Below are 26,283 nucleotides of genomic sequence, written 5' to 3' on the forward strand. Positions count from 1 at the left end.
GCCCCCTTTCCCCTGGGGCGGCGGCGCACTCCGTTTCGGGGGCAAAAAAATGCGTGCCGGACACACCCGACACACAATGATCGCCCTATAAGGAAACTGTACGGCGCCGCCGCCCCCGCCCGGGCACGGCGCCGTACGTCGTTCCGGGGCCGGCCACTGGCGGTCCGGGCGCCAGCCTGTATAGGACGGGCCATGTTCAAGGACCGCATCCTCTTCATCGACGGCGAAGCCATCGTGCTCGACAAGCCCGCCGGCCTGCCGGTCGATCGCCCGCGCGATCGCTCGCAAAGCCTGGAGGATCTGCTCGATCACCTGACCTTCGGCTTCCAGCGCCTGCCCCAGCCGGTCCACCGGCTCGACCGCGACACCAGCGGCTGCCTGTTGCTCGCGCGCAATCCCAAGGCGCACAAGCGCTTCGGCCAGGCGTTCGAGGCGGGGACCGTGCTCAAGCGCTACATGGCGATCCTCGAGGGCGTGCCCGAGGGACAGGACGGCATGATCGACTTGCCGCTGGCCAAGATCTCCACTGTCGAGGACGGCTGGCGGATGCACGGCGATCCGGCGGGCAAGCCCGCGCGTACCCGCTGGAAGCTGCTCGAGGAAAAGAACGGCCGCAGCCTCGTCAGCTTCTATCCCGAAACCGGCCGCACCCACCAGATCCGCGTCCACGCCGCCGAGGGGCTGGGGCTGCCGATCGTCGGCGATCCCGTCTATGGCAGCGGCGGCCCCGCCGTGATGCTCCACGCGGCCGAGCTGACCGTGCCGCGCGAGGGCAAGGACGATGTCCACGGCCATGCCCCGCTGCCGGTGCGGTTCCACAATCTGGGGTTCGGGCGTGGCTGAGCTGCCCGAGGATGCGATCATCGAGGAGAAATTCCTCGCCGCATCCGGGCCCGGCGGCCAGAACGTCAACAAGGTGGCGACCGCGGTGCAGCTGCGCATCGACGTGTTCCGCCTCGGCCTGCCACCCTATGCCTACCAGCAGCTCAAGGTGCTGGCGGGGACCAAGCTGACGTCAGCGGGCGAGCTGGTCATCACCGCACGCAAATTCCGTACCCAGGACGCCAACCGCACCGACGCGCGCGAACGCGTGGTCGAACTGCTCGACAAGGCACTCGAACGCCAGGCGCGCCGCGTGAAAACCAAACCGAGCAAGGGCGCCAAGGCCCGCCGCGTGGACGAGAAAAAAGGCCGCAGCGCGATCAAGGCCGGACGCGGCAAGGTTTCGCTCGACTGAACCCGCCCCCCTCGTCACCCCGGGCTTGACCCGGGGCCCAGCTTCTTCTGTCTACCCCAGTCCCGAAGAAGCGGGACCCCGGGTCGAGCCCGGGGTGACGGTTTTGTGGGTGGTGCGCCCCCGCCTCCATACCCGCTCCCCCGCGAAAGCGGGGGCCCAGGGACCAAAACGGATCGCCTGCCGCTCTATGCTCCCGTGTTTGCACCAGCACGATACTGGGATGGGCCGCCCCCTCCCCATCCGCCCCGCGATCCCCTACATGCGCGCCATGTACGATTTCACCATCACCGCCGAGACCAAGGCCGAGCTGTACCGCGATCTCGCCGCCGCGCTCGATTCGCTCACTGCCGATGAACCCGACGCGATCGCCAACATGGCGAACGTGTCGGCGCTGATCGGCCAGTATCTGCCCGATCTCAACTGGTCGGGCTTCTATCGCAACGTGAACGACGAGCTCGTGCTCGGCCCGTTCCAGGGCAAGGCGGCGTGCATCCGCATCCCGTTCGGCAAGGGCGTATGCGGCGCCGCCGCCGCGACGCGGGAAACCCAGCTGGTCGAGGATGTCCACGCCTTTCCCGGCCATATCGCCTGCGACGCCGCCAGCCGGTCCGAACTGGTCGTGCCGATCGTGCACCAGGGCGAGCTGCTCGGCGTGCTCGACCTCGACAGCCCGCTGCCCGCGCGCTTCGACGCGGGCGACGCGGCGGGATGCGAGGCGCTGATGCGGATATTGGCGCCCCGGCTGGTCCAGGATTGAACGCCTGCCCCGGATCGGGACGCCGTTAAGCATGACTCGCAATTTCACCTGCCAGACCGAAAGGTTACTCGTTCGTTAAGGCGCATGGCGTCGAAACGGGAGTAACAGGGTGAAGCGCAGCATTTGGATCGCCGCCGCCGTGTCGGGACTCGCGCTAGCGACTCCGGCCACCGCGCAGCGCGTCTGGCAGAACGGCCGCTGGGTCGTGCTGCCGCAACAGGGCCACGCCTCCGCCGCGCGCGACGATACGCGCCGCTGGGCCTCCGCCGCCGATGGCCGCTGGGAAGCCGGCCACCGTGCGCCGGGCGGCTGGAACGCCTATCGCCGGCTGGGTCGCGGGGCGACGCTGCCCGGCTATTGGCGCCGGTCGGACTTCCGCATCGACGATTATCTGCGCTTCGGACTGGCTGCCCCGCCGCGCGGCTATGCCTGGATCCGCTATTATGACGACGCGGTGCTGGTCGATGATTCGGGCCGGATCTGGGATTCGGTCGGCGCGTTCTGGGGCAGTGCCGGTGCGGCCGGCTATGGCGACAGCTATGCCGCGTCGCAAAGCTATTCCAGCGCGTCCGTCGGCGCCGGCTATGGCCCGCCCCGGATCGAGCCGGTCGATCCGAACGTCTATTACGACGCACCGACCTATGGCTATGACGCGCGCCGCGACGACCGCGCGCCCGCGCCCTATGCAGGTGGCTACCCGCCGCCGCCCCCGCCGGTGCAGGTCCAGACCTATCCCGCGCCGTGCGTGCAGACATGCGGCCCCGCCTATCAGGGCGGCACCTTCTATGGCGGCAGCGCGTACCAGGGTGCGGCCTATGCGAGCAGCTATGGCTATGCGGCGGGCGGTGGCACCACCACCGTCATCATCACCCCCGCCCCGGTCGTCACCACGACGACCGTGACCGAGGAAGTGGTGCAGGAAGAAGTGGTGCGCACCAGCTATGTCCGCGCCGCCCCGCGCCGCGTCGTCCGCCGCGCGCCGGTGCGCTACAAGAAGCCGGTCTGCTGCAAATGCGTCTGCCGCTGAGGCGCGAATAGCGCCCAGCCTTCCGAAAAGTCCCCTCCGTCCAGGGTCGGGCACGGGGCAGAGGGGCCGGGGAGCGCGCCTATACGTGCCCCGGCCCTTCTCTCTTTTCTCGGGTTCAGCTCAGCCGGTCGATCGCGGCAATGTCCAGCGATCCCGGAATGATCATCACCGGCACGCTCAGCGTCCCCGCGTCCGCGCCAGTGAAATGCGACACCAGCTTGCCCGGCGGGCCGCTTGCCGCCGCGCCCAGCACCAGCGCCGCCACGTCTTCGTTCGCCGCGATCATCTCGCGCACCACCTTGGCGCCGTCGCCCTCGCGCACGGTGATCGACGGGCTCAGCCCCGACTCGGTGAACAACGTGCCCGCCGCGCGCGTCACCAGCGCCTCGGCGCGTTCGCGCGCTTCCTCTTCCAGCGTCGCCATCACGCCGCCCCACTGGACGAACTCCAGCGGCGGGATAAGCGCCAGAATTTCCACGCTGCCGCCCGTCTTCACGGCACGCCGCGCCGCAAAGCGCAGCGCGATTTCCGCTTCCGGGCTGTCGTCGATCACGACCAGATAGGTACGCATGGCCTGTCCCCCTGACTCCCGCGATAGGTGGCGCGCGATTGCACGCGACGCAAGCCCAAGGGCTTGACCCTAGGGAAAGGCACGGCAATGGAGGGGCCACGCCTCACCTCCCCTGGACCAGTGACAGGAAATTGCATGTCGATTGAAATCAAGATGCCCGCGCTTTCCCCCACGATGGAAGAGGGCACCCTCGCCAAGTGGCTGGTAAAGGAAGGCGATACCGTCAAATCGGGCGACCTCCTCGCCGAAATCGAAACCGACAAGGCGACGATGGAATTCGAAGCCGTCGACGAAGGCGTGATCGGCAAGATCCTGATCGCCGAGGGTACCGACAATGTGAAGGTCGGCACCGTGATCGCGACGATCCTGGCCGAAGGCGAGGACGCATCGACGCCCGCCCCGACTCCGGCCCCCGCGCCCGCCGCCAAGGCAGAGGCCGCGCCCGCCCCCACGCCTGCACCGGCTCCCGCCCCCGCCGCGGCTGCTGCACCGGCTCCCACTGCCAGCGGCGACCGCATCAAGGCGAGCCCGCTCGCCAAGCGCATTGCCGCGCAGAAGGGCGTCGACCTTGCCAGCCTGACCGGCTCCGGCCCCAATGGCCGCATCGTCAAGGCCGATCTGGAAGGCGCGAAGGCCGCTGCGCCTGCCGCTGCCGCACCGGCGCCCACTGCCAGCACGCCCGCGCCGGCCCCTGCCGCCTCGGCACCCGAGCACAAGGCCGTCTGGTTCGACGACAGCATCCCGCACGAGGCGGAAAAGCTGTCCAACATCCGCAAGACGATCGCGCGCCGCCTGACCGAATCGAAGCAGACCGTTCCGCACATCTACCTGACGGTGGACATCCGCCTCGACGCGCTGCTCAAGCTGCGCGGCGACCTGAACAAGGCGCTGGAGCCGCGCGGCGTGAAGCTGTCGGTCAACGACCTGCTCATCAAGGCGCTGGGCGTCGCGCTGATCCAGACGCCGAAGTGCAACGTCACCTACACCGGCGACCAGCTCATCAAGTACAGCCGCGCCGACGTGTCGGTCGCCGTGTCGACGCCCACCGGCCTCATCACGCCGATCGTGCGCGATGCCGCGAACAAGAGCCCCTCGGCCATTTCGACCGAGATGAAGGACCTCGCCGCGCGCGCGCGTGAGGGCAAGCTCCAGCCGGCGGAATATCAGGGCGGCACCGCCAGCCTGTCGAACATGGGCATGTACGGCATCAAGCAGTTCGAAGCGGTCATCAACCCGCCCCAGGGCATGATCATGGCGATCGGCGCGGGCGAGAAGCGTCCGTACATCGTCGATGACGCGCTGGGCGTCGCGACCGTGATGAGCGCCACCGGCAGCTTCGATCACCGCGCGATCGACGGGGCCGACGGCGCCGAGCTGATGAAGCTGTTCAAGGCGCTGGTCGAATCGCCGATGGGCATGATCGCCTGAACGGAGGGATGGCGATGCGTGTCCTGATCGAAGTGATCCACATCGCCATCGGGCTGGTCGCGGCGGTGCTGATCGCATCCGCCGCCGCCTGGTCCTATCCACGCGCGACCAGCGACATCTGGCTGGTCACCTATGTCGCGATGGTAGCGGTGGTGGCGATGGGCATCGGCCCCGTCCGCCGCGCCTATGCCATCGACCGCGCCCGGCTGGGGCGTCCCACGAAAGAAGAACAGCATGGCTGACGGCCCTCCCGACAAGCGCCCGGCGATCCGCGTCACGACGATGCCCGCCGACGCCAATCCCTATGGCGACATCTTCGGCGGCTGGTTGATGAGCCAGATGGACATGGCGGCGGGGCTCACCGCTTCGCGCTATGCCAAGGGCCGGGCCGTGACGATCGCAGTGGAGGGGATGAAGTTCCACGCCCCCGTCGCGGTCGGCGACGAAGTCACCGTCTATGCCGACATGGTCAAGGTCGGCCGCACCTCGATGACGATCGACGTCGCCGCTTGGCGCCGTGGCCGGCATACCGAGGAAAGCTGCCTCGTCACCCAGGCGCAGTTCGTGTTCGTCGCGATCGACGAACACCGCCAGCCGCGGCCGGTGGTGCAGGCCAATGGCTGAATATCTCTGGTCGAAAGCAAGGCTCAATTACAACCAAGCCAGCATAAATTTCGCCACCTGTGGTATAGTTATCATTAGCGGCGTTATGGATTACAGCGCCGGCAAAAGCAGCAACGAACCGATCGAACAATGCCAAGAAGACGGCAACAAGGCTTACAATGTTTTAAACATGCTTTTATTTGCCAACGCGGTTGACAATTTCCAGACATATTTGACTGAATTGGTATACGAAATACTACTAACTGATCCTCGTCCAATTTTTGGAAAGAAATTTCCGGCTGATCTATTGTTCAGCGCACCAGATATGCGCAGTTTGCAGAAATCAGTGATAGATAGATTTGTTCTTGATTTAGGTTATCAGAATATTGATGAGCTTTCTAAAATGCTGGATTCAAATTTCGGCATAAAGACACTCAACCACTGGCTATCACGAAAGCGATTGAACAGATACATTCAGATGAGGAATATAATAACTCACAACAGAGGCATTGTGAATGAATTGTACTTGCACAAGTCTCGTTCAAAATCTGACCGACTTGGCAAGAAAGTAAACGTATACAAGCCCCTGTGCGCTCAGAAGTATTTGAGCAGCCTAGCCGAGCACATTGACGTCGAGGCGGCGTCTAAGTTTAATCTGTCAAAAAAGGCGTAGTAGTAAATGGCTGAATCCTACGACCTCATCGTCCTTGGCTCCGGACCCGGCGGCTATGTCGCCGCGATCCGCGCGTCGCAGCTGGGCTTGAAGACCGCGATCGTCGAGCGCGAGCTGTTGGGCGGCATCTGCCTCAACTGGGGCTGCATCCCGACCAAGGCGCTGCTGCGCTCGGCGGAGATCTTCCACTATATGCAGCACGCCAAGGACTACGGCCTCGCGGCGGAGAAGATCAGCGCCGACATCGACGCAGTGGTCAAGCGCTCGCGCGGCGTGGCGAAGCAGCTCAACCAGGGCGTCACGCACCTGATGAAGAAGAACAAGATCGCCGTGCACATGGGCACGGGCGTGCTGACCGGCAAAGGCGCGCTGACCGTCACGGCGGCGGACGGCAAGAAGACCGAGCTGACCGCGAAGAACATCATCGTCGCCACCGGCGCCCGCGCACGCGACCTGCCGGGGCTGCCCGCCGACGGCAAGCGCGTGTGGACCTATCGCCACGCAATGACGCCGGGCGAGATGCCGACCAAGCTGCTGGTCATCGGATCGGGCGCGATCGGCATCGAATTCGCCAGCTTCTACAAGGACATGGGCGCCGACGTCACGGTCGTCGAGATGATGGACCGCATCGTCCCCGTCGAGGACGCCGACATCTCCGCCCACCTGGAAAAGGCCCTGAAGAAGCAGGGCATGACCATCCTCACCAGCGCGAAGATCGACAAGATCGCCGCGACCGACAAGGCCGTGACCGCGACGATCGTGGACAAGGCGGGCAAGGCGACGACGAGCGAGTTCAGCCATGTCATCGTCGCGATCGGCATCGTCCCCAACACCGCCGACATCGGCCTGAAGGAACTGGGCGTCGCAGTGGACGAGCGCGGGTTCCTCAAGACCGATCCGACCTGCAAGACCAATGTCGACGGCCTCTACGCCATCGGCGACATCACCGCGCCGCCCTGGCTCGCGCACAAGGCCAGCCATGAAGGCGTGATCGCCGCCGAAGCCATTGCGGGCGGCCACCCGCATGCGATGGACCCGCGCAACATCCCGGGCTGCACCTATTGCCACCCCCAGATCGCCAGCGTCGGCCTGACCGAAGCCAAGGCGAAGGAAGCGGGCTATGAAGTCAAGGTCGGCACCTTCCCCTTCATCGGCAACGGCAAGGCGATCGCGCTGGGCGAGGCCGACGGCTTCGTGAAGACGGTGTTCGACGCCAAGACCGGCGAACTGCTGGGCGCCCACATGATCGGTGCCGAAGTGACCGAACTGATCCAGGGCTACACCGTCGGCAAGACGCTGGAGACGACCGAAGCGGAGCTGATGGAAACGGTGTTCCCGCACCCGACGATCAGCGAGACGATGCACGAGGCCGTCCTCGCCGCCTATGGCCGCGCGCTCCACATCTGATCGCGCGTCCCCGACCAAAAGCAAAGAAGGCGCCCGGGGTGACCCGGACGCCTTCTTTTTTGCCTGCGGGAGACCTCAGAAGGAGGCCCAGTCGTCCCCGCTGGGGGCCGCCATCGCCGCGACCGGGAGCGCCTTGACCGGCGACACATAGCCGCTGGTCTTGGGCTTGCTCGCCGCGCGCGCCGGGGCCGCGCTGCGTGCTGCCGGGCGGATGTTGCCGCCGATGTTGAAGCGCGCGGCCTGCTCGGTCATCGAACCGACTTCGGCCTTCAGGTTGCGCGCGGCGGCGGAGGTTTCCTCGACCATCGCGGCATTCTGCTGCGTGGCCTGGTCCATCGTGCCGATCGCGGTGCTGATCTGGCTGATCGCGGTCGACTGCGCCTGGTTGTCGGTCGCCATCTGGCCGAGCAGCGAATGGACTTCGCCGACGTCGCCAGTGATGTTCGCCAGCGCCCCGTCCACCTTCTGCACCATTTCCACAGCCGCGACGATGTCGGTCTGGGTCGCGGTCAGCTGGTCGCGGGCACGACCCGCTTCCTCTTCGGCGCGCATCGCCAGTGCGGAGACGAGGTCTGCGACGACCGCGAAGCCACGGCCCGCCTCACCCGCACGGCCCGCCTCGACCGCGGCGTTCATTGCCAGAACGCGCGTCTGGAACGCGATCTTGTCGAGGCCTTCGATCACGCTGTCGATGCCCTTGGCGCTGTCGGCGACGCGAGTCATCGCCTGCACTGCTTCGTCGGCGATCGAACGGCCGCCCTGCACGGTGGAAATCGCGCCATCGGCACGGGCAACCGTGCGCTTGGCCGATTCCGCCGTCGCCTTCAGCCGCTGGTCCATCTCGGTCACGGCGGCCGAGGTTTCTTCCAGGCTGGCGGCGTTGGCTTCGGTGCGGCGCGCCAGGTCTTCCGATGCCTGGGCGATCTCGACCGATCCGGTGCTGATCGAGTTCGCGCTTTCCGCGACGGTCCCGATCAGGTCGCACAGCGCGCCGACGGCAGTGTTGAAGTTCTGCTTCACCGATTCATATTCGGGGGCAACCGCAACGGAGATCGATACGGTCAGGTCGCCTTCGGCGAGCTTGCCCAGATTGCCTTCGAGCGCGTCGACGATCTTCTTCTGCTCGGCGTCGGCAATCGCCTTGGCCTTTTGCTGCGCTTCCATCGCCACTGCATTGTCGCGGAACACGAGCACCGACTGCGCCATCGCGGCCAGTTCGTCGCGGCGATCGAGACCGGGAACGTCGATGGCATTGTTGCCAGCGGCAAGCGTGCGCATCGTTTCCTGCATCTGGTTGATCGGGCCGGTGATGCCGAAGCGTGCCACGCAATAGCCGAGGCCAAGCCCCGCCAGCGTCGCGAGGAAGCTGATGACGAGCATCGACGTGGACGTCGACGCAACGGAGCTGCTCAGTTCGTCCGAGAGCTTCTTAGCCTCGGCGATCCGGCCATCGTTGATCGTGGCGATGTCCTTGGACAGGGCAATAATTTCAGCGTCTACCGGCTGCAGCGCCAGAGCGGCGCCTGCGTTGTCATTGACCATGCCATGGGAAACCGCCTTGGACGTCGCCGTATGGATGGTCTTCATCCGTTCGCGGAGTTCCGCGACGTCCGACTTGGCCGATGGATCGAGTGTCTCGATCTGGTCGAGAAATCCCAGCGCCTTCTCGTACGAGGTCTTTTCTTCGGCCTCGGCGGCCTTTGCCTGCGCAGAAGAACCGTCATACGCCATCGTGCGATAGCCCGCATACACCATGGAAACCGCAAGACGGTTAACGCGGGCAAGGAGCGTCGTCACCGGCAAACGGTGATCGGTAAGCTCGGAGTATTGCGAGTCGACTTTCGACAGCGCGCGCGACCCCGAAAAGGCGACACCCAGTGTCACCAAGCCGAGCAACAGCAACACCGCGATGATCTTCACCGGGATCGCCACCCGGCCTAGTGCTTGTTCCATAGTCCAGACCTCTTGAGAGAAGCTAATTCGCCTATCGGTTTCCATTCTAGAACGCTGATCCGCACCGCATGCCATTTCCCGCTGATTCGAATCGTGAATCCCCCGGTTTACTGTGCTTTTACGGAGCATGATCTGGCGCCGTACCCCGTCGCTGGGCGAGACGGTGACCGAAGCACGCTGCCGCCGATTGGACGTCGCGCACGCTTTGTCCTAGCCACGCCGCACGGGGGCAGGTTGGCCCGTGGGAGGTATCGGCGAATGCAGGCGGGCCCACTTTTCGTGCAGCACATTACCCGCCACCGGATCGCCGCAACGCTGCCGGTCGCGGCGGCGGCGATGCTGCTCGCGGGATCGCTCGCGCTCTATTGGCCGGGCTACGCGCTGTACGACAGCGTCCAGCAATATATGCAGGGGCTGAACGGCCGGTTCGAGGATTGGCATCCGCCGATCATGGCGCGGCTGTGGGACGTGCTAAGGCGCGCGGTCGGCGGCGGCGCGGCGCCGATGTTCGTGGTGCAGTTGGGGCTTTACTGGCTGGGGCTGGGGCTGATCGCGCAGGCGCTGGCACGGATGGGGCGCCCCCGCGCCGCCGCCGTCGTGCTGGTGCTGGGCGCGTGCCCCACTTTCCTCGGCTGGCAGGTCGCGATCCTGAAGGATGCGCAGATGGTGGCTGCGCTGGTCGCCGGCTTTGGCATCGTCGCGGCGTATCGGCTGGCGGGGCGTGCCGTGTCCGCGCCCGGCTGGGCCGGGGTCGCGCTGCTGCTGCTCTATGCCACGCTGGTGCGCAGCAATGCCGTGTTCGCAACGGCGCCGCTGCTGGTGCTGCTGGTCGATCGTCCCGGCTGGCGCTGGCGCACGGGCGCGGCGCTGGCGGGGATCGTCCTGACGATCGCGCTGACGCCGCTGGTCAACCACCGCCTGCTCGGTGCGCGCGAGACAGGGGTGACGCGCACCCAGCCGCTGTACGACCGTGCGGGAATCGCCCATTTCGGCGGCACCGACGCCCTGCCCGCCCCCGCCGTCGCGGCAATCGCGGCTAAGCACTGCTATTCGCCCTTTTTCTGGGACCCGCTGGGCGACGACACGCGCTGCGACAGCGACCTGAAGGCCTTGCAGAACGCGCCGATGGGGACAATGTCGCGCGACTGGGTGCGCGCGATCCTGCACCACCCGATCGCCTATGCCGCGCACCGGCTGGCGCATCTCAATTCGACCAACCGGCTGTTCGTCAGCTGGAACTGGCCGCTCGCCGCGCTGCCGCAGGGCAGCGAGCCCAATATGGTGGGCCTGGCCGATCCGGGCGCCGCCGCGCGGCACGTGCAGGCGCTGTCCACGCCGCTGGTGCTGTCGCCGCTCGGCTGGCCGGTCTGCTACATCGTCGTCGCGCTGCTGCTGCTCCCGGCGGCGTTCCGGGGGCAGGATGCGGCGGCGCGGCTGGCACAGGCGCTGCTGGCATCCGCGCTGACGCTGGAGGCCAGCTTCGCGCTCATCAGCATTTCGTCGGACCTGCGCTATCACCTGTGGTCGATGCTCGCGACGGCGCTGGCGGCGATATTGCTGGCGCGCAAGGGCACCCGGCTACCGCGCGCCGGGATCGCGCTGCTGGTGGTGGTGCTTGCGGTCGGCACCGCAGGGCGGCTGATCCTGCCCGCCGCGCCCGACGAGTATCAGGCGACACTCACCTGGGCGCCCTACGCGCGCTAACGCGCCTGATACGCCCGCAGCCAGTCCGGCGGGCGCCGATTGTACCGGGCCGCGAGCTCGGTCGCGAGCGGCCCAAAACGCGGGTCGAGCGCGGCGGCGATCGCGAAGCTGTTGACGCTACCGCCGGGGCTCCACGGATGCGGCGCATATTCCTTCTGCCCCGCCGCCGCGCGCTCGCGATCAAAGGCGATGGTCGATCGGACGAACTCGATATGCGTCCGCTCCCCGCGCGCGAATGCCGCCAGCCAGTCGAGCGAGCGCGGCAGGCTGGCGCCCGAGGGGGCGCCCCAGCCGAACCAGTCCTCGCCATGCGCGCGCGCGGCCAGCGCCGCCGTCATCAGCGGGTCGAGGCTGTACGTCACATAATGCAGCGCATCGCGTTCCTCGAAGTCGAAAGTCGAACCGTCGGCGCGCAGATTGGCGGCGATCTGCGCGCGATAGGCGGCGCGGGCGCGGGCGATCAGCCGGGCGTCGCCGGTGCGATAGGCGGCCAGCGTCGCCAGTTTCACCCGATGGCTCTGCCAGTTGGTGATTGCGTGGCCCCGGGGGCGCTCCATCGCCCGCAGATAGCCCTGCGCCATCCTGCGCCAGAACGCATCGACCGCCGCGCGCGCAGGCACCGACAGGTCCGCCGCGACCAGGTCGGTCGCCATCAGCATCACGTCGAACCCGGTCTCGTCGATCGGATTGAACGACAGGCGATAGGTGTCGGCCCAGGCCGTCAGATACCGCTCGGCCTGCGCCAGAAAGCGGCGGTCGCCGGTCTGTCTCCACGCAAGCGCGAAATCGAGCGTCAGGGGCTGGTCGCGCTTCGCCACGATGCTGATCTCGCGGATGCCCTGGCCGGGCAGCGTCCCCTCGGTATGCAGGCGCGGGATCGCGCCGGGGGAGCGATCGAGCGCGGCGGTGGCGCGCTTCACCGGGGATTGCAGGTCGGCTGCGTCGCTTGGCGTGCCGGGTGCGAAAACCGCAAACTGCGCGGAAGCGGGCTGCGCCCACGTCAACGCCGCGAGGAGGAACAGCGCGCGCATCAATACCGCGCGTTGATCGCCAGGCGATAAGTGCGCCCGTCATAGTCGATCCGCCGCGCCTGTGCCTCCACGCCCTGATACTCCTTGCGTACTGCATTGGTGAGATTGAACGCATTGAGCGACAGGCTCAACCCCGGCGCGAAATTGAGCGATGCCGACGCATCCAGCTGTCCGCGCGACATCACCTGCCGCGCCGCGCCGGAAAAGGTGCCGGTGGCGGACAGGTCGTACCGGCTGCGATAATTGTAGCTCAGGCGAAGGCCGACCAGCGCGCTTTCATAATAGCCGACGACGTTGAGATTGTGCTTCGATATGCCGGGTAGCGTGGCGGCGGTGCCATCGCTGTTGGTGCCGCGGATCGTCGTATAGGCATAGTTGAACCCGCCCCCCAGGTTGCGCAGCGCGCCGGGCAGGAAATCCAGGTTCTGCTGCACGTTGAACTCGATTCCGCGCACCGTGTACGGCGTGTCCGAATTGACGAAGCCGGTCAGGCTCAGCGTCTGGAGATTGCCGTTGCTGTCGGCAGGCGCGCTGGTGAAGCACTGGTCCCCCTCGATCCGCAGTGGCCCCAGCCCCAGCGTGCCGCCATCGGCCGGGCACAGCAGCCGCGCGCCGCGCACCTGCTGGACCACGCCCGTCAGCCGCTTCGAGAACAGGCTGAGCGCGATCAGCCCGTTCGCGCGGTTATACCATTCGATTGTGCCGTCGAACGACGTGGCGCTATACGGCCGCAGGTCCGGATTGCCGAGCGTGACCGGGATCACATTGGTCGTGCTCGGCGCCCCGACCAGCGTGACCGGCGTGAACTGGCGCGGATGCGGGCGGACATAGGTGCGATAGCCCGCCAGCCGGACGACCAGCCGGTCGGTCACGTCGAACACCGCGATCGCCGAGGGCAGCCACTGCCCATAGTCGTTGTCGAACCGCTGGAACGCATAGTCGCTCGCAAGGCCAAGGCCGCTCGACGCCGGGCGGATGCGATTGAGCGCGTGCACCTCGTTGCGCGCGTGCTCGTAGCGCAGGCCCACTACGCCGCGCACCGGAACCGATAACAGCGCGGCACGATATTTCGCCTCAGCATAGCCGGACAGGACGTCGGTATCGTTGGTGAAGTTGTACAGCGCATAGCCGTTGTCGGTATAATTGATGTTGAACCCGACCGGCGCCAGCGCCGCACCGTTATAGGGCGTAACCGGCGTCAGCGCCGCCACCACCCGCGCCATGTCCAGCACCTGCCAGTTGCGGTTGAACCCCGGCAGCGTGCCCTGGAAGAAATCGCCATTGTCGGGATTGAGCCGCAAAAAGCCACTGTCGATATTGCCGCCCTGCACGCCCGCCGCATTGGTGCGATAGCCCTGCGAGCGATAGCCGTTCCGCTCGAACCGCGCGCCGACCTGAATCGCCGAAAGCGGCCCCGTGTCGAGGCTGACCGCCAGGTCCTGCTGGATCGCGATAACCCTGCTCGTCGCATAGCTTTGGGTGCCGGCGAGGTTGAAACGGTTGCGGCCCGGGGTGCCACCGGGCGAATCGTACCAGCTCTGCTGGTCCGCCGGCCCCGCCCAGGTCCAGCCGACGCGCGGCGTACCGCTCGACACCGGGTTCGGCGCCAGCGTTAGCAAATAGCGCGAGTAATCGCCGCCGCCGCTGTCGAAGCTGCCGGTCACGCCGTTCGATCGCCCCGCCTGCTGGCCGGTGATGAACTCGGCGAAAATCTCGACCGCGCTGTTCGACGCGCGGGAGACGGTGCCCGTGGTCGTCGCGCGCAGCCGGCCGCCTTCATAGGTCAGCACCGGGTTGATGCCCCATGCCCGCTGCACCTGCGGGAACAGCCGCGAATCGTTGATGACGCCGATGTTCGAAAAATTGAAGCGCTCGACGAAATGCGCGCCGTTCGCCCCCTCTTGCACCGCGCCGGTCGGGTCGATCACCGCGCCGGTGCCGCTGAAGTTGAGCAGTTGCAGGTTCTGCACCGTCTCGCCCTGCCGCCGATCGGTGTACAGGCCGGTCACGCCGATCTTCGCCCGCTCCCCCACCTGCCATTCCGCGCCCGCTGCGCCCGAGACCTGATCGCCTTCGTTGCGGCGGACATATTGGCGGTTCTGCGAGACATATTGCACGCCCGTCAGCCCCTTGGCGCCGGTGCCCCCCGCCGCCGCGACACAGCCGACGACGCTGGCGTTGGTCGTGGCACAGCTGCCGGCGGGCGCATAATAATCGGCATAGCGCGCCGCAAAATCCGGCGTCGTCGCGGCCGACAGCACGCCATAGCTGTTGAACAGGATCGAATCGCGGCGAAACCGCTCGTGCTTGACCGCAACGATGCCGAACACCGCGAAATTCTCCGCCAGATGCCGGTTGATGCCAAGGGTCGCACCAGGCTCGTCCTGCTCGCCCAATTCGTTGTAATCGAGCGCGAGCTTCACGCGCACCCCGTCCTTGCGCGACAAAGCGGGTGCGATCTGCAGGTCGATGATACCCGAAAGCCCACCCGACTGGGCATCGGCCATCGGCGATTTCTGCACGCGCACCGCACTGAAAATGTCGGATGCGAACGCGCCCAGCGGCGTCGAGGATTGCAGGATCGGCTCGGCAAAGGCCACGCCGTTCAGCGTGGTGCGGGCATATTCGCCCGGCAGGCCGCGCAGGTTGATCGTCGCCTCGCGCCCCTCCGCCTCGCGGTTGAGCTGGATGCCGGGCACGCGCTGCAACGCCTCGCCGATGTTCAGGTCGGGAATGCGGCCAAGATCGTCGGACGAAATGCCATCGCTGACTTCGATCGCCGCGCGTTTGCTGCGCACTTCGTCGGCATAGCTCTGGCGAAAGCCGGTGACGACGATCTCGCCCGACGCGGCCTGATCCTCCGCAGGCTCGGTAAATGGGGCCGCAGTCGATTGGGCATGCGCGGGGTGCGGCGCCACCAGTGCGCACGTCAGCCCGCTTGCGGAAATAAGCAGCCGCGACACCGCGCTTCCCCGAGCCATGGCGCCTCCCCCCAAGGGGGCAGCCTAATCGACCTTGCGGCGCGCGACAACGCCGACGCCGCGTGCCTCAGCCGGAACGTGAAAAAACCCGCCGGCTCTGCGGAGCCGACGGGCTTTTAGAAATGGTGGGCGTGGCAAGGATTGAACTTGCGACCCCTGCGATGTCAACACAGTGCTCTACCACTGAGCTACACGCCCCCAAGGAGAGGGGGGCCAATAGCGGGGCTTCGCGGAGTGCGCAACACCCGATTTCACTATTTTAATTCAGCCCTGCATTCTCCGTCTGAAACAGCCGGTCCACCTCGAGCACGAGGTCGCGCAGGTGGAACGGCTTGGACAGGATTCGCGCCTGCGGAACCTGTTTTCCGGCCTTCAGCGTGACCGCCGCGAATCCGGTGATGAACATCACGCGCATGTCGGGCGCCTGCTCGCTCGCGCGCTGGGCCAGCTCGATTCCGTCCATTTCGGGCATCACGATATCGGTCAGCAGCAAATCGAAATGCTCGTTTTCGAGCAAGGGGATCGCCGCCGTGCCGCGATCGACCGCGCTGACCGCATAGCCCGACCGCTCAAGCGCGCGGGTGAGGTATTCGCGCATCACGCGATCGTCCTCGGCCAGCAGAATCCGGATCATCGTGAACCCCAGTTGCAACAGATGGCCGGCAGCTATGCGCGAAGCGCGCAACATTTTCCACTGTCCGTGCGCGGTGCCATTGCCCGATGTGCCCCACCTGCCCTAATCATGGACGCGTGACGCACGCCGTTTCCTTCGAGCGCCACGGGCCGCCGGAGCCGCTCAGCCCGGTCGTGCTCTCCGTGCCGCATGCCGGACGCGACTATCCCCCGTCGCTGTGCGCGGCGCTGCGCGTGCCGCTGGCGGCGCTGCGCGGGCTGGAGGACCGGCATGCCGATGCGATCGCACTTGCCGCCCGGCGGACCGAAACGCTGTTCGTGGCGCAGCGCGCGCGCGCCTGGATCGACCTGAACCGCAGCGAGCAGGAGCGCGATCCCCGGATCGACGACGGCGCATCCTCAATGGGCGTACCGATGTCGGCAAAGCTGCGCAGCGGGCTGGGGCTCGTCCCCCGCCGGGTGGGGGCTTCGGGCGATATCTGGCGGCGGCGGCTGGGCGCGGACGAAGTGGCGCTGCGGATCGCGGCCGACCACCGCCCCTATCACGCCGCGCTGTCCGGCGCGCTGGCGGCGGCGCATGCCCGGTTCGGCATCGCAGTGCTGCTCGACATCCATTCGATGCCGCCGCTCGGCCCCGCAGACACCTCGCCCCGGCTCGTGCTGGGCGACCGGTTCGGCAAATCGGCGGGCAGCCGGTTCGCAGGCCGGATCGAGGGCGTCGCGCGCGCGCATGGCGTGGCGATGGCGTGCAACACACCCTATGCCGGGGGCCATATCCTGGCACAGCACGGCGATCCGCGACGGGGCATCCACGCGCTCCAGCTGGAATTCGATCGCACGCTGTATCTCGATCCCGCGCTGGCGGAGACAGGCGAAGGCCTCGCGCCGACAGTGGCGCTGTTGCGGGCGATCATCGACGCCGTCACCGAAGAAGCCGTACCGACGGCCCTCGCTGCGGAATAGCCGCTTCCCCGCCGTCCGCGGCGGGCCCGGCAACACCGCTCACCACCTGCCATCACACCTGTTTTGAAACGGCTCGAAGAAGGCCGGCTGCCCCGGCTTGTGGCAAAAGGGGCGGCATCGCTTGAGATTGGGACCGAAAACGACGCGCGAGCGATCTTTCATCGCCTCCACAGCCAGCGCAAAGTCGCTGTCCGCCCTGCGCATTTCGGCCTGATAGGATGTCGCCGCTGATGGTTTTATCCCGGCGCAACGCTGAAGCTGCGTGCGGACGGCGGCGATCATACTGCGCCACAATGCGGGCTCGCCCTTTGCGGGCTCGAACCTCTGATACCGCGCGAAAAGAAGGCAGTCGCCAGCGCTGACATCGATATCCAGCATTTCGCCGTCATCGCGCAACGTCACGGAGAGCCGGCGGTCTTGGGTCTGCCATCGCAAATGCAGGCGAGTCCATTCGGTGGCCACGTGCATGACAGGCGGCGCTCCCGGATCACGGGTGCGGACTTCCTCGACCACCGTGATCGCACCAAAATTGCTGGCGCGCTCGGTCGTTTCGGCGGGCGCGGCAACACCTCCCGCGCCCAGGGAAACGAATAGCGCCAGAGCAGGCAGAAAACGCCGCATCCCCGGAGGGTGCACGATATTGCAAGGCTCCGCAATTTGCGCCGATTGCCGGCCGACGGCGTGCTCGACGCGCAGCGCCCCCGGACCGCCATAAAAAAACCACCCCGTGCACGAAGCACGAGGTGGCCAAGGTTCAGGGAGGAGACACGCTGAAAGCGTGTCATACGACCCCGCGAAAGGGGGGGAACACGAAGCCGTACCACACGAATATAGGCGCCGGTCCCGCGACTTCAAGGGGCCGCAAAGCGATCTTTTAATCGTGCGAAAACAACGCCCCACCGCCGCTCCCGCCAACGAAAAAGGGCGCGGCGGACGCCCGTTCAGGTCATCCGCCGCGCCCCTTGTCGCGCGCCGTGAAAGGCGTTGCCGTTTAGCTGACGAGCTGCGGCTGCGGCACCTTGCCCAGACGCATCTGGCGGCCAAAGATGTCGCGCATCAGCGCCAGCGAGAACAGATGGGCGTAGATCAGCGGCAGCATGCCGTTCTGGACGATCTTGCGCAGCTGGTCGCCGCGCAGTTCGTTGAGCTTGGCCTCGTCGACCATCATGAAGCCGCGATAGACGAAGGGCTGGTCCGAACCATCGGGCTGGATCGAGACTTCGCCGTCGATCAGCAGGCCCAGGTCCTTCAGGTCCTTCATGAACGCGCCCGTGCGGGCACCGGCCTGTTCGAACGATTCGTTGAACTGGAGCACGTCCTTGATCATCGCGCTCGGCTCGCCATTCTCGAACAGCGGGGTGCCGTCCTCGAACGCGCCGATCGTGCCCGCCGTGGGATCGAAGCACAGCGACAGCTCGTCGGTGTCCGGGCGCAGGCGCGCCAGCAGGTACGGATAGCGGCGGATATAGGCGGGGACGTAGAAATTCTGCTCGAGCAGCGTGCCTTCGTCGTCGAAGAACACGTTCACGCCCTCGTTCAGCCCCATCAGGCCCAGCGGCACCGGCTCGTCGCCGACCGAGAAGACGATCGGCATGAAACGCTGCACCATCGGGAATTCCTCGACGGTCACCGGCACGGCGTGCTGGTTTACGAGGAAAGTCGCCTTGTCGAACGAACGCGCGCGGAAGTCCCCGTGCGCCTGGCTCGAGAGCGGTTCGATCTGGTTGTAGAACAACGGAAGTCCCTGCTGTGGCGCGCTGGCCATCATACTCTCCTGAAAAAACCGCTAGGGTGGAATGAATGCTCGCGGGTCTATGGCGTGCCGCGCTCGGGCGCAAGCGTCACCAGCTTGCCCGGATTGAGAATTCCGAGCGGGTCGATCGCGCCCTTCACGGCCCGCAACACACCCATGCGCGCGGGGGTGCTCAGCCGCTCCAGCTCGGCGCGTTTCATTTGCCCGATGCCATGTTCGGCCGAAATCGATCCGCCGGCAGCCACGACCATGTCGTGGACGAACCGGCTGACGCCGGGCGCCTCCTCGGCATACCAGCGCGCAGGATCGACGCCCTGAGGCGCGCGCACGTGGAAATGGACATTGCCGTCGCCCAGATGCCCGAAGCCACTGGCATGGGTACCCGGAAAGCGCCGCTCCGCCGCCGCCGCGCCCTCGATCAGGAAATCGGGCATCGCATCGACGGGCACCGAAATATCGTGCTGCATCGCCGGGCCCAGCGCCCGCTCCGCCGCCGAGATCGAATCGCGCAGCGTCCAGAATGCCTCGACCTGCGCCTCGCTGGTGGAAATCACCGCATCGGCGACCTGCCCCGACTCCAGCGCGGGCGCGAGCAGGCGCTCGAGCAGCGCTGCCGGCGCCTCCGCACCCGGATCGGTCGCCACCGCCTCAACCAGCACATGCCAGGCGGGCGCGCTCTCCAGCGGCGAGCGCGTGCCGGGCACATGCCACAGCACATGCGTGAGCGTGTCGGCGGGTATGATCTCGAAGCTCTCGATCGCGTCGGTCTGCGCCTCGATCGCGCGCAGCAGCGCCAGCGCCTGAGGCGGACTTTCGACCCCCACCCACGCCGCCGCACGCTCGACGATCGCGGGGAACAGCCGCAGCGTCGCGGCAGTGATGACGCCCAGCGTCCCCTCCGCCCCGACCAGCAACTGCGTCAGGTCATAGCCGCGATTGTCCTTCTTCAGCGGGCGAAGCCCGTCATGGACGGTGCCGTCGGGCAGCACGGCTTCGATTCCGGCGACCAGGCTGCGCATCGTTCCGAACCGCAACACCTGGGTGCCGCCCGCATTGGTCGAGCACAGCCCGCCGATCGTCGCACTACCCTTTGCCCCCAGCGTCAGCGGGAAACGACGCCCGACCGCATGGGCGGCGGCGTGCAGATTCGCCAGGATCACTCCGGCTTCCGCCACCGCCAGATTGCTTGCTGCATCCATGCTGCGGATCGCCTGCATCCGGCGCAGCGACAGGAGCAGCGCCGATCCATCCGTCGGCGGAATCGCCCCGCCGACCATGCCGGTATTGCCTCCCTGCGGCACGATCGGCACGCCGCCCGCCGCCGCCATTGCGACGATCGCGGCGACCTGTTCGGTCGATTGGGGCGAAAGGAGCGCGGGCGTCACGCCCTCGTACCGGCCCCGCCAGTCGCGCAGCCACGGCGCGATGTCCGCCGCATCGGTAGTGACCGTTTTGGGACCGAAGCGTTCGCGGACGCTATTGACGAGATGGCGTTGCGCGGGAGTCATGGTGGGGATCGGTTAGCACGGCGCCCGCCAGTTCATCCACCGTTCAAAACTTTGTCCTAGAAGCGTCGCCTGCCATGTTGAACCCGCTGTTTGCCGCCTCCGGCCTTCTCCTGTTGCTCGCCGCGCCCGCAACCGCGCCAGAGCCGCCCGACTGGGCCAAGGCGGCTGCCGCGATGCAGCAGCATGTGACCGTGCACGTGCCCCGCGTCACCGTCTCCACGACGACGATCATCCTGCGCGAATCGCGCGCGCCCGCGCTGGTCGAGAAGAAGGCCAATGATTGTGTGAAGGTCGAGAAGCTGTCGGGCTTCACCGTCAATCGTTCGGACAGCGTCGATCTGGTGCTCGCCGACGGATCGCTGCTGCGCGCGAAGCTGGGGTCGGATTGCCCGTCGCTCGGATTCTATTCGGGCTTTTATGTAAAGCAGACCCGCGACAAGAAGATCTGCGCCGGGCGGGATGCGCTGCGCACGCGATCGGGCCGCACCTGCGCGATCCAGAAGTTCAGGGCGCTGGTTCCGGCGAAATAGACGGCTTTTCGCCGTTTTATCTGCCAATTTGCTGCCCTTGCGCATGGTTCGGCTTGACATTCCGGGGCAAATCCGCAAGCGCGTGGTGGCTTTTGGCGGCGTGGGCCCTCACGCCCAATTCCGGACATTTGCATGAATTTTGCCGATCTCGGCCTTTCTGACGACCTTCTGCGCGCGGTGACCGATGCCGGCTATACCGAGCCGACTCCGATCCAGCAGCAGGCCATCCCCTCCGTCCTGATGGGCAAGGACCTGGTCGGCATCGCCCAGACCGGCACCGGCAAGACCGCCGCCTTCGTCCTCCCCATGATCGACATTCTGGGCGAAGGCCGCACCCGCGCGCTGATGCCACGCAGCCTGATCCTTGAGCCGACGCGCGAACTCGCCGCCCAGGTGGCGGAGAATTTCGAGAAATACGGCACCCACCACAAGCTCAGCATGGCCCTGCTCATCGGCGGCGTGCAGATGGGCGATCAGGTCAAGGCGCTGGAAAAGGGCGTCGACGTGTTGATCGCCACGCCGGGCCGGCTGATGGACCTGTTCGGTCGCGGCAAGATCCTGCTCACCGGCTGCTCGATGCTGGTCATCGACGAGGCGGACCGGATGCTCGACATGGGGTTCATCCCCGACATCGAGGAAATCTGCACCAAGCTGCCGAAACAGCGCCAGACGCTGCTGTTCTCCGCCACCATGCCCCCCGTCATTAAGAAGCTGGCCGACAAGTTCCTCGACAATCCCAAGCGGATCGAAGTGGCCCGCCCGGCATCGGCGAACGTCAATATCCGCCAGTTCGTGGTCCAGGTGGCCGCCGCCGACAAGCGCGCGGCGCTGCGCGACCTGCTCCGCGCCGAGGAAGTGACCACCGCGATCGTCTTCAGCAATCGCAAGACGACGGTGCGCGACCTCAACAAGAGCCTCCAGAAGTCCGGCTTCCGCTCGACCGAGATCCATGGCGACATGGAACAGTCGCAGCGGATCGCCGAGCTGGAACGCTTCAAGCGCGGCGACGTGAACATCCTCGTCGCGTCCGACGTCGCGGCACGCGGGCTGGATGTGAAGGGCGTGAGCCACGTCTATAACTACGACGCGCCCTGGCACCCCGACGATTATGTCCACCGCATCGGCCGCACCGGGCGCGGCGGCGCGACCGGCATCGCCTACACGCTGGTGACCCCCGAAGACGCCGAGAACATCGCCGAGATCGAGAAGCTGACCGGCCACAAGATAGAGCGCGTCAGGCTGGCGACCGCCAAGAGCGCGAGCCCGGCCGAGGGCGACGTCGACACCGCTGCCCAGGCAGAGCCCGAGCGCACGCCGCGCCGCCGCCGGGGTGCAAAGGAAGCACCGCAGGAAACGGCGCCGAAGCCCGAGGTTGCGGCCGAGTCGGCACCCCGCGCGCCCCGCGCCCGCCAGGATCGCGTGCGCGGCGCCCCGCGCGCCGAGGCAGTCCGCGAAGCGCCTGCGCGCGAGGCCCCAGCCGGCGAAGCAAAGCAAGCCCGCGAAGCCAAGCCGACCCGCGAGGCAAAGCCCGAGCGTGCGCCCGCCCCCGAACGCGCCCGCGCACCGGAACGGGCAGCCCAGCCGGAACGTGCCCGCGCAGACGATCGCCCCCGCCCCGAGCCGCGTCGCCAGCAGGCACAGAATGACGGCCCGGACGATGGCTGGAACGGCCCGTTCCCGGACTTCCTGAACTACACGCTCGGCGCGTGATTTCGCGGCACTACCGGCGCGGCGCGACTGTCGCCGTGCCGGTTGCCGCGCTGGCGGCTGGCCCGCGCCACGGCGCCGGTGCTACGTGCCGTCTGGCAGCCGCGCGCTGAGGCGATCACAGTGGCATCCGATCCCCCTCTGCCTGCGGGCACGATTGCCAGCCCCTGCGTCAAACGCTGCGGCATCGACGATGCCACCGGCTGGTGCGTCGGCTGTGGCCGCACGATCGATGAGATCGTTCGCTGGGGCACCACCACCGCCGCCGACCGCGCGACCGTGATGGCCGCGCTGCCTGCGCGGATGGCCCGCCTTCCTGTCGGGCCGACGGCGGCCTGACGCCGCTCAGGCGTCCGCCGGGGCCACCATCGCCGCATCGTCCAGCGCCGATGCGCGCTGATGCGCTTCCCGCGACGCCAGCCGCTCGACATAAGCGGTAAAGGCATCGCGCTTGGGCAGCGTGCCGAACATCGTGCCCCACATCACTCCGGCCCCGACATAGACATCGGCCGCCGTGAAGCGATCGCCCGCGATATAGGGATGCGCGGACACCGCCTTTTCCAGCACGTCCACCGTCAGGTCGTAATTGCCATAGCCGAACATTCGGCCCTGCTCCGCCGTCGGCTGGAACTTGGCATGGTTGTTGGTCACTGCCTGTTCCAGCGGCCCGGCCGCGAAGAACAGCCAGCGATAATAATCGGCGCGCTCGTCGGGCAGCGGTGCTAGCCCCGCTTCGGGAAACGCCTCCGCCAGATAGGCGCAGATCGCCGCGCATTCGGTGACCACCTTGCCGCGATGGACGATGGCAGGCACCTTCCCCATCGGGTTGATCTCCAGATAGTCCTGGCCCTTCATCGTCGTTGCATAATCGACGATCTCGACCGTGTAGGGCGCGCCGACTTCCTCCAGCATCCACCGGGCGATACGCCCGCGCGACTGCGGATTGGTGTAGAGAATCAGATCGCCTGCCATCGCATGCCCCTTCGTGAAAACGAGAACATAATGCGAACGATGCAGTCCGCCGTCAACCCGTCAAAGCGTGCCGAACAGATGCAGCAGCCGCTCCCACGCACGCTCGGCCTGGGCCTGGTTGTACACTTCGCTGTCGGGCGGGCACCAGCCGTGCATCGCGCCGGCATAGACTTCGACTTCGGCCGGACGCCCCGCCTCCGCGAACGCCTTGCGCAGCGTATCCTTGTCGCCCGGCGCACGGGCATCGTCATTCTCGGCAATCGCGATCAGGAACGCGGCCTTGGTGCCGGGAATCAGCAGATGCGGGCTGTCCGCCCCCGGCCCGACCAGCCCGGCGCCATGGAAGCTGCCCCCGGCACGCACCCGCCCGGGCAGCGCCGCAGCAGTGCGCACCACCAGCGGCCCGCCCATGCAATAGCCGGTGGTGCCGACCCCGCGCCGGGTATCGACTTCGCGCTGCGCGTCGAGGAAAGCGACCAGCGCAGTCGCGTCGGTGATGGTGGCGGCGGGAGTCAGCAGCTTGCGATACTCGAACGCCTTGGTGCGGATCGCGATGCGGTCCCCGCTCGCGGCGAGCGCAGGTGCCGTTGCGGAGCGGTAGAAGGGATTGACCGTCAGGACCGCATAGCCGGACTGGGCAAGCCGGTCGGCCATCTGGCGGAACGCGGGGCGCAGCCCGTAAATGTCGGGCCACACCAGCACGGCGGGATGCTTGCCGGTAGTGGGCGCGACGAAATAGGCGTCGACGGTCCCATCGGGCGTCTTGACGGTAACATCGCGGCCCTTGACCGCAACGGCGTTGGCCGGGCTGGGCAGCAGCACGCCGATGCCGATCGCGGCTGCGGCGGCGCCGAAAGCGCGGCGGGACAGCGTCTCTGCCAGAAATTGCGCGTTATCGGCGGCGGTCAGATCGTCACACATGCATCCTCCTGCGCAGTGCCGCCCGGCTTGTCCCCGAGTCGGTTGCGCAGAGGCTACACGTACCGCACGCCCGCGTCATGCGCGGGCGACGGCGATGCGATCAATGCCGGAACAGCGTCTCGGCGGTGTGCTGGACGGGCGTGTCGCTGTGGCCCTCGCCAAGTTCGGCTTCGCGGGCATGGGCGGTGCGCTCGGCGCGGAGCTGTTCGATCAGCGCCTCGCGATCGCCTTCCAGGCGGCTGTCGACCGGGGCTTCGATACCGGCGGCCTTGGCCGCCTTCGATACCAGCGCATCCAGCTCGCGCTGCGTGGTCAGGCCCAGCGTCACCGGGTCCTTGGGCACGATGTTGGCGATGTTCCAATGGCTGCGGTCGCGGATCGCGGCGATCGTGGTGCGGGTGGTGCCGATCAGCTTGCCGATCGCGCCGTCCGAAATTTCCGGGTGGTGGCGCAGGATCCAGGCGATGCCGTCGGGCTTATCCTGGCGCTTCGACACGGGGGTGTAGCGCGGCCCCTTGGTGCGGCGGACCTGCTCGGGGCCCTTCTGCATCTTGAGCCGATAGTCGGGGTTCGCCTGACCGCGCTCGATTTCGTCCATCGTCACTTCATGCGCGCGCACGGGATCGCGCCCGGTCAGCTTGGTGGCGGCGGTGTCGTCGGCGATCGCCTGGACTTCCAGGATGTGCAGCCCGCAAAACTCTGCGATCTGCTCGAACGAGAGCGAAGTGTTGTCGACCAGCCAGGAAGCGGTCGCATGCGGCATCAGCGGCTGGGCCACGTTGCAGTCTCCAGAAACAATAAGGGCCGCCCATCACGGGCGGCCGGCCTATGCTCCCGGACTTAGTGCGCCTTGCCCGCGAGAGCAAGTCGTAAGAGGGTGGCCGGGATTGTCCCTAGGCCGCGACATCCTCGTCGTCGAGCGAGACCAACGCGCTCAGGAACTGGCGCGCGCTCGCCTCCCAGGTGAAGCTGCGGCCATATTCGGCGCAGGCGGCGCGATCCTTGGTCAGCGCGCGGGCGATCGCCACGCCCAGGTCCGCGTCGGTCGCGCCCGTCGCTTCGGTCAGCACGTCGATCGGGCCAGTCACCGGATAGCCCGCCACGGGCGTGCCACACGCCAGCGCCTCGATCATCACCAGCCCGAACGTGTCGGTCTTGCTCGGAAACACGAACACATCGGCGGCGGCATAGGCGGAGGCGAGTTCGTCGCCGAACATCGGCCCCAGGAAATGCGCCTCCGGGAACCGAGCTTCGAGCGCGGCCCGCGCCGGACCGTCGCCCACCACCACCTTGGTGCCGGGGTGGCTGGTCTGGAGAAACGCCTCGATATTCTTCTCGACTGCGACGCGCCCGACATAGAGCTGCACCGGCCCCTCCAGCGCCGCCATCGCCGGATGCGGGGCGATGCCGGGATGGAAATAGCGCAGGTCCACGCCCCGCCCCCAATGCCGCACCTGCTTCAGCCCATGCGCGACCAGCGATTCCCGGATCGACGGCGTGGAGGCGAGGATCGCCGAGGAAGGCGCGTGGAACCAGCGGATATAGCGCCAGATCCACTCCGCAGGCACGCCCGAGCGCGCCGATACATAATCGGGGAACTGGGTGTGATAGGCCGTAGTGAACGGCCGTTTGGTGCGCAGGCACCAGCGGCGCGCCGCAACGCACAGCGGCCCTTCGGTCGCGAGGTGGACCGCGCTGGGGCGAAATTCCTCCAGCATCGCGCCGACGCTGGCAGTGCGCGTGATCGCCAGCCGGATTTCGGGATAGGTCGGGCATGGCAGCGAATAGAACAGGTCGGGCGAAATCACTTTCACCACATGGCCCTGCGCCGTCAGGACGTTGCGCACGGACTGGAGCGTGCGGACGACGCCGTTGACCTGGGGCTCCCAGGCGTCGGTTACGATTGCGATACGCACGGGTTCGG

At 66.9% G+C, this 26,283-nt stretch carries 26 protein-coding genes and 1 tRNA gene; 14 read left to right on the forward strand and 13 right to left on the reverse strand.

Annotated elements, in window-relative coordinates; all coding sequences use genetic code 11:
- Positions 1-192: 192 nt before the first annotated feature.
- The 4 genes from ACG3SL_RS14280 to ACG3SL_RS14295 all read left to right on the forward strand — a co-directional run bounded on the left by ACG3SL_RS14280 (position 193) and on the right by ACG3SL_RS14295 (position 3,021).
- Positions 193-843 (forward strand): RluA family pseudouridine synthase, encoded by a 651-nt coding sequence (locus ACG3SL_RS14280; protein WP_448661837.1) that lies wholly within the window; start codon positions 193-195, stop codon positions 841-843.
- Entirely contained in the window at positions 836-1,237 is a 402-nt protein-coding gene (gene arfB, locus ACG3SL_RS14285) for an alternative ribosome rescue aminoacyl-tRNA hydrolase ArfB (protein WP_448661839.1), read from the forward strand. Before ACG3SL_RS14280 ends, arfB begins: the two co-directional genes overlap by 8 nt.
- 268 nt (positions 1,238-1,505) lie before the next feature.
- The gene (locus ACG3SL_RS14290; protein ID WP_448665135.1) at positions 1,506-1,994 is read left to right on the forward strand and encodes a GAF domain-containing protein; all 489 of its coding nucleotides are present in this window, start codon (positions 1,506-1,508) and stop codon (positions 1,992-1,994) included.
- A gap of 109 nt (positions 1,995-2,103) precedes the next feature.
- The gene (locus ACG3SL_RS14295; RefSeq protein ID WP_448661841.1) at positions 2,104-3,021 is read left to right on the forward strand and encodes an RcnB family protein; all 918 of its coding nucleotides are present in this window, start codon (positions 2,104-2,106) and stop codon (positions 3,019-3,021) included.
- A gap of 115 nt (positions 3,022-3,136) precedes the next feature.
- On the opposite strand, the gene ACG3SL_RS14300 is transcribed toward ACG3SL_RS14295, so the two are convergent.
- A complete protein-coding gene (locus ACG3SL_RS14300) occupies positions 3,137-3,592 on the reverse strand; it encodes a universal stress protein (protein WP_448661842.1) in 456 nt (151 codons plus the stop codon).
- A gap of 135 nt (positions 3,593-3,727) precedes the next feature.
- On the opposite strand from ACG3SL_RS14300, the gene ACG3SL_RS14305 reads away from it, so the two are divergent.
- From ACG3SL_RS14305 to lpdA, 5 genes are read left to right on the forward strand one after another with little or no spacing between them, the layout of a single operon-like run.
- Positions 3,728-5,020, forward strand: coding sequence for a pyruvate dehydrogenase complex dihydrolipoamide acetyltransferase (locus tag ACG3SL_RS14305; RefSeq protein WP_448661843.1), 1,293 nt, complete (start codon positions 3,728-3,730; stop codon positions 5,018-5,020).
- A 14-nt stretch (positions 5,021-5,034) separates the two neighbouring features.
- Positions 5,035-5,262 carry a hypothetical protein gene (locus ACG3SL_RS14310; RefSeq protein ID WP_448661844.1) on the forward strand — a complete coding sequence of 76 codons (228 nt, stop codon included), beginning with the start codon at positions 5,035-5,037 and terminating at the stop codon, positions 5,260-5,262.
- Positions 5,255-5,644 (forward strand): acyl-CoA thioesterase, encoded by a 390-nt coding sequence (locus ACG3SL_RS14315; protein ID WP_448661846.1) that lies wholly within the window; start codon positions 5,255-5,257, stop codon positions 5,642-5,644. The genes ACG3SL_RS14310 and ACG3SL_RS14315 overlap by 8 nt, the downstream gene beginning before the upstream one ends.
- Entirely contained in the window at positions 5,637-6,296 is a 660-nt protein-coding gene (locus tag ACG3SL_RS14320) for a hypothetical protein (protein WP_448661847.1), read from the forward strand. Before ACG3SL_RS14315 ends, ACG3SL_RS14320 begins: the two co-directional genes overlap by 8 nt.
- 6 nt (positions 6,297-6,302) lie before the next feature.
- Positions 6,303-7,703 carry a dihydrolipoyl dehydrogenase gene (gene lpdA / locus ACG3SL_RS14325; protein WP_448661848.1) on the forward strand — a complete coding sequence of 467 codons (1,401 nt, stop codon included), beginning with the start codon at positions 6,303-6,305 and terminating at the stop codon, positions 7,701-7,703.
- A gap of 75 nt (positions 7,704-7,778) precedes the next feature.
- Here the strand turns inward: lpdA and ACG3SL_RS14330 are convergent, their stop codons facing one another.
- The gene (locus ACG3SL_RS14330) at positions 7,779-9,656 is read right to left on the reverse strand and encodes a methyl-accepting chemotaxis protein (RefSeq protein WP_448661849.1); all 1,878 of its coding nucleotides are present in this window, start codon (positions 9,654-9,656) and stop codon (positions 7,779-7,781) included.
- A 279-nt stretch (positions 9,657-9,935) separates the two neighbouring features.
- Here ACG3SL_RS14330 and ACG3SL_RS14335 point away from each other — a divergent pair, with 279 nt between their 5' ends.
- Positions 9,936-11,360, forward strand: coding sequence for a hypothetical protein (locus tag ACG3SL_RS14335; RefSeq protein ID WP_448661850.1), 1,425 nt, complete (start codon positions 9,936-9,938; stop codon positions 11,358-11,360).
- Here ACG3SL_RS14335 and ACG3SL_RS14340 read toward each other — a convergent pair.
- From ACG3SL_RS14340 to cpdR, 4 genes are all read right to left on the reverse strand, one after another.
- The gene (locus ACG3SL_RS14340) at positions 11,357-12,391 is read right to left on the reverse strand and encodes an alginate lyase family protein (protein WP_448661851.1); all 1,035 of its coding nucleotides are present in this window, start codon (positions 12,389-12,391) and stop codon (positions 11,357-11,359) included. The two genes, ACG3SL_RS14335 and ACG3SL_RS14340, sit on opposite strands and share 4 nt — an antisense overlap.
- Positions 12,391-15,372: a TonB-dependent receptor gene (locus ACG3SL_RS14345; RefSeq protein ID WP_448661852.1), complete on the reverse strand. Its 2,982-nt coding sequence runs from the start codon at positions 15,370-15,372 to the stop codon at positions 12,391-12,393. The genes ACG3SL_RS14340 and ACG3SL_RS14345 overlap by 1 nt, the downstream gene beginning before the upstream one ends.
- A 123-nt stretch (positions 15,373-15,495) precedes the next feature.
- A tRNA-Val gene (locus ACG3SL_RS14350) sits at positions 15,496-15,570 on the reverse strand.
- A 61-nt stretch (positions 15,571-15,631) separates the two neighbouring features.
- Positions 15,632-16,006, reverse strand: coding sequence for a cell cycle two-component system response regulator CpdR (gene cpdR, locus ACG3SL_RS14355; RefSeq protein ID WP_448661853.1), 375 nt, complete (start codon positions 16,004-16,006; stop codon positions 15,632-15,634).
- 116 nt (positions 16,007-16,122) lie between these two features.
- Between cpdR and ACG3SL_RS14360 the strand changes: the two genes are divergently transcribed.
- Complete coding sequence (locus ACG3SL_RS14360; protein ID WP_448661854.1) at positions 16,123-16,968, forward strand: N-formylglutamate amidohydrolase; 846 nt, start codon at positions 16,123-16,125, stop codon at positions 16,966-16,968.
- 39 nt (positions 16,969-17,007) lie between these two features.
- On the opposite strand, the gene ACG3SL_RS14365 is transcribed toward ACG3SL_RS14360, so the two are convergent.
- From ACG3SL_RS14365 to ACG3SL_RS14375, 3 genes are all read right to left on the reverse strand, one after another.
- Complete coding sequence (locus ACG3SL_RS14365) at positions 17,008-17,589, reverse strand: hypothetical protein (protein ID WP_448661856.1); 582 nt, start codon at positions 17,587-17,589, stop codon at positions 17,008-17,010.
- A gap of 370 nt (positions 17,590-17,959) precedes the next feature.
- Positions 17,960-18,733, reverse strand: a complete 774-nt coding sequence (locus ACG3SL_RS14370) for a SapC family protein (RefSeq protein WP_448661857.1) — start codon at positions 18,731-18,733, stop codon at positions 17,960-17,962.
- A gap of 47 nt (positions 18,734-18,780) precedes the next feature.
- Positions 18,781-20,229 (reverse strand): FAD-binding oxidoreductase, encoded by a 1,449-nt coding sequence (locus ACG3SL_RS14375; protein ID WP_448661858.1) that lies wholly within the window; start codon positions 20,227-20,229, stop codon positions 18,781-18,783.
- Between the two features lie 74 nt (positions 20,230-20,303).
- Here ACG3SL_RS14375 and ACG3SL_RS14380 point away from each other — a divergent pair, with 74 nt between their 5' ends.
- The 3 genes from ACG3SL_RS14380 to ACG3SL_RS14390 all read left to right on the forward strand — a co-directional run bounded on the left by ACG3SL_RS14380 (position 20,304) and on the right by ACG3SL_RS14390 (position 22,805).
- Complete coding sequence (locus tag ACG3SL_RS14380) at positions 20,304-20,759, forward strand: hypothetical protein (protein WP_448661859.1); 456 nt, start codon at positions 20,304-20,306, stop codon at positions 20,757-20,759.
- Between the two features lie 132 nt (positions 20,760-20,891).
- Positions 20,892-22,469: a DEAD/DEAH box helicase gene (locus tag ACG3SL_RS14385; RefSeq protein ID WP_448661860.1), complete on the forward strand. Its 1,578-nt coding sequence runs from the start codon at positions 20,892-20,894 to the stop codon at positions 22,467-22,469.
- 120 nt (positions 22,470-22,589) lie between these two features.
- Positions 22,590-22,805: a DUF1289 domain-containing protein gene (locus ACG3SL_RS14390; protein ID WP_448661861.1), complete on the forward strand. Its 216-nt coding sequence runs from the start codon at positions 22,590-22,592 to the stop codon at positions 22,803-22,805.
- A 6-nt stretch (positions 22,806-22,811) separates the two neighbouring features.
- Here the strand turns inward: ACG3SL_RS14390 and ACG3SL_RS14395 are convergent, their stop codons facing one another.
- The 4 genes from ACG3SL_RS14395 to ACG3SL_RS14410 form a co-directional block, all read right to left on the reverse strand.
- A complete protein-coding gene (locus ACG3SL_RS14395) occupies positions 22,812-23,438 on the reverse strand; it encodes a glutathione S-transferase family protein (RefSeq protein ID WP_448661862.1) in 627 nt (208 codons plus the stop codon).
- A gap of 60 nt (positions 23,439-23,498) precedes the next feature.
- Positions 23,499-24,359, reverse strand: a complete 861-nt coding sequence (locus tag ACG3SL_RS14400) for a dienelactone hydrolase family protein (protein ID WP_448661863.1) — start codon at positions 24,357-24,359, stop codon at positions 23,499-23,501.
- Between the two features lie 100 nt (positions 24,360-24,459).
- A complete protein-coding gene (locus ACG3SL_RS14405; protein WP_448661864.1) occupies positions 24,460-25,137 on the reverse strand; it encodes a DUF1013 domain-containing protein in 678 nt (225 codons plus the stop codon).
- A gap of 115 nt (positions 25,138-25,252) precedes the next feature.
- Positions 25,253-26,275, reverse strand: a complete 1,023-nt coding sequence (locus tag ACG3SL_RS14410; RefSeq protein WP_448661865.1) for a glycosyltransferase family 4 protein — start codon at positions 26,273-26,275, stop codon at positions 25,253-25,255.
- Positions 26,276-26,283 lie beyond the last annotated feature (8 nt).

The organism is Sphingomonas degradans, assembly GCF_053502645.1.

Coding starts and splice junctions, on each gene's coding strand:
- ACG3SL_RS14280 (WP_448661837.1), top strand. CDS start 193: ATGTTCAAGGACCGCATCCTCTTCATCGACGGCGAAGCCATCGTGCTC.
- ACG3SL_RS14290 (WP_448665135.1), top strand. CDS start 1,506: ATGTACGATTTCACCATCACCGCCGAGACCAAGGCCGAGCTGTACCGC.
- ACG3SL_RS14300 (WP_448661842.1), bottom strand. CDS start 3,592: ATGCGTACCTATCTGGTCGTGATCGACGACAGCCCGGAAGCGGAAATC.
- ACG3SL_RS14305 (WP_448661843.1), top strand. CDS start 3,728: ATGTCGATTGAAATCAAGATGCCCGCGCTTTCCCCCACGATGGAAGAG.
- ACG3SL_RS14310 (WP_448661844.1), top strand. CDS start 5,035: ATGCGTGTCCTGATCGAAGTGATCCACATCGCCATCGGGCTGGTCGCG.
- ACG3SL_RS14315 (WP_448661846.1), top strand. CDS start 5,255: ATGGCTGACGGCCCTCCCGACAAGCGCCCGGCGATCCGCGTCACGACG.
- ACG3SL_RS14320 (WP_448661847.1), top strand. CDS start 5,637: ATGGCTGAATATCTCTGGTCGAAAGCAAGGCTCAATTACAACCAAGCC.
- lpdA (WP_448661848.1), top strand. CDS start 6,303: ATGGCTGAATCCTACGACCTCATCGTCCTTGGCTCCGGACCCGGCGGC.
- ACG3SL_RS14330 (WP_448661849.1), bottom strand. CDS start 9,656: ATGGAACAAGCACTAGGCCGGGTGGCGATCCCGGTGAAGATCATCGCG.
- ACG3SL_RS14340 (WP_448661851.1), bottom strand. CDS start 12,391: ATGCGCGCGCTGTTCCTCCTCGCGGCGTTGACGTGGGCGCAGCCCGCT.
- ACG3SL_RS14345 (WP_448661852.1), bottom strand. CDS start 15,372: ATGGCTCGGGGAAGCGCGGTGTCGCGGCTGCTTATTTCCGCAAGCGGG.
- cpdR (WP_448661853.1), bottom strand. CDS start 16,006: ATGATCCGGATTCTGCTGGCCGAGGACGATCGCGTGATGCGCGAATAC.
- ACG3SL_RS14365 (WP_448661856.1), bottom strand. CDS start 17,589: ATGCGGCGTTTTCTGCCTGCTCTGGCGCTATTCGTTTCCCTGGGCGCG.
- ACG3SL_RS14370 (WP_448661857.1), bottom strand. CDS start 18,733: ATGGCCAGCGCGCCACAGCAGGGACTTCCGTTGTTCTACAACCAGATC.
- ACG3SL_RS14375 (WP_448661858.1), bottom strand. CDS start 20,229: ATGACTCCCGCGCAACGCCATCTCGTCAATAGCGTCCGCGAACGCTTC.
- ACG3SL_RS14380 (WP_448661859.1), top strand. CDS start 20,304: ATGTTGAACCCGCTGTTTGCCGCCTCCGGCCTTCTCCTGTTGCTCGCC.
- ACG3SL_RS14385 (WP_448661860.1), top strand. CDS start 20,892: ATGAATTTTGCCGATCTCGGCCTTTCTGACGACCTTCTGCGCGCGGTG.
- ACG3SL_RS14395 (WP_448661862.1), bottom strand. CDS start 23,438: ATGGCAGGCGATCTGATTCTCTACACCAATCCGCAGTCGCGCGGGCGT.
- ACG3SL_RS14400 (WP_448661863.1), bottom strand. CDS start 24,359: ATGTGTGACGATCTGACCGCCGCCGATAACGCGCAATTTCTGGCAGAG.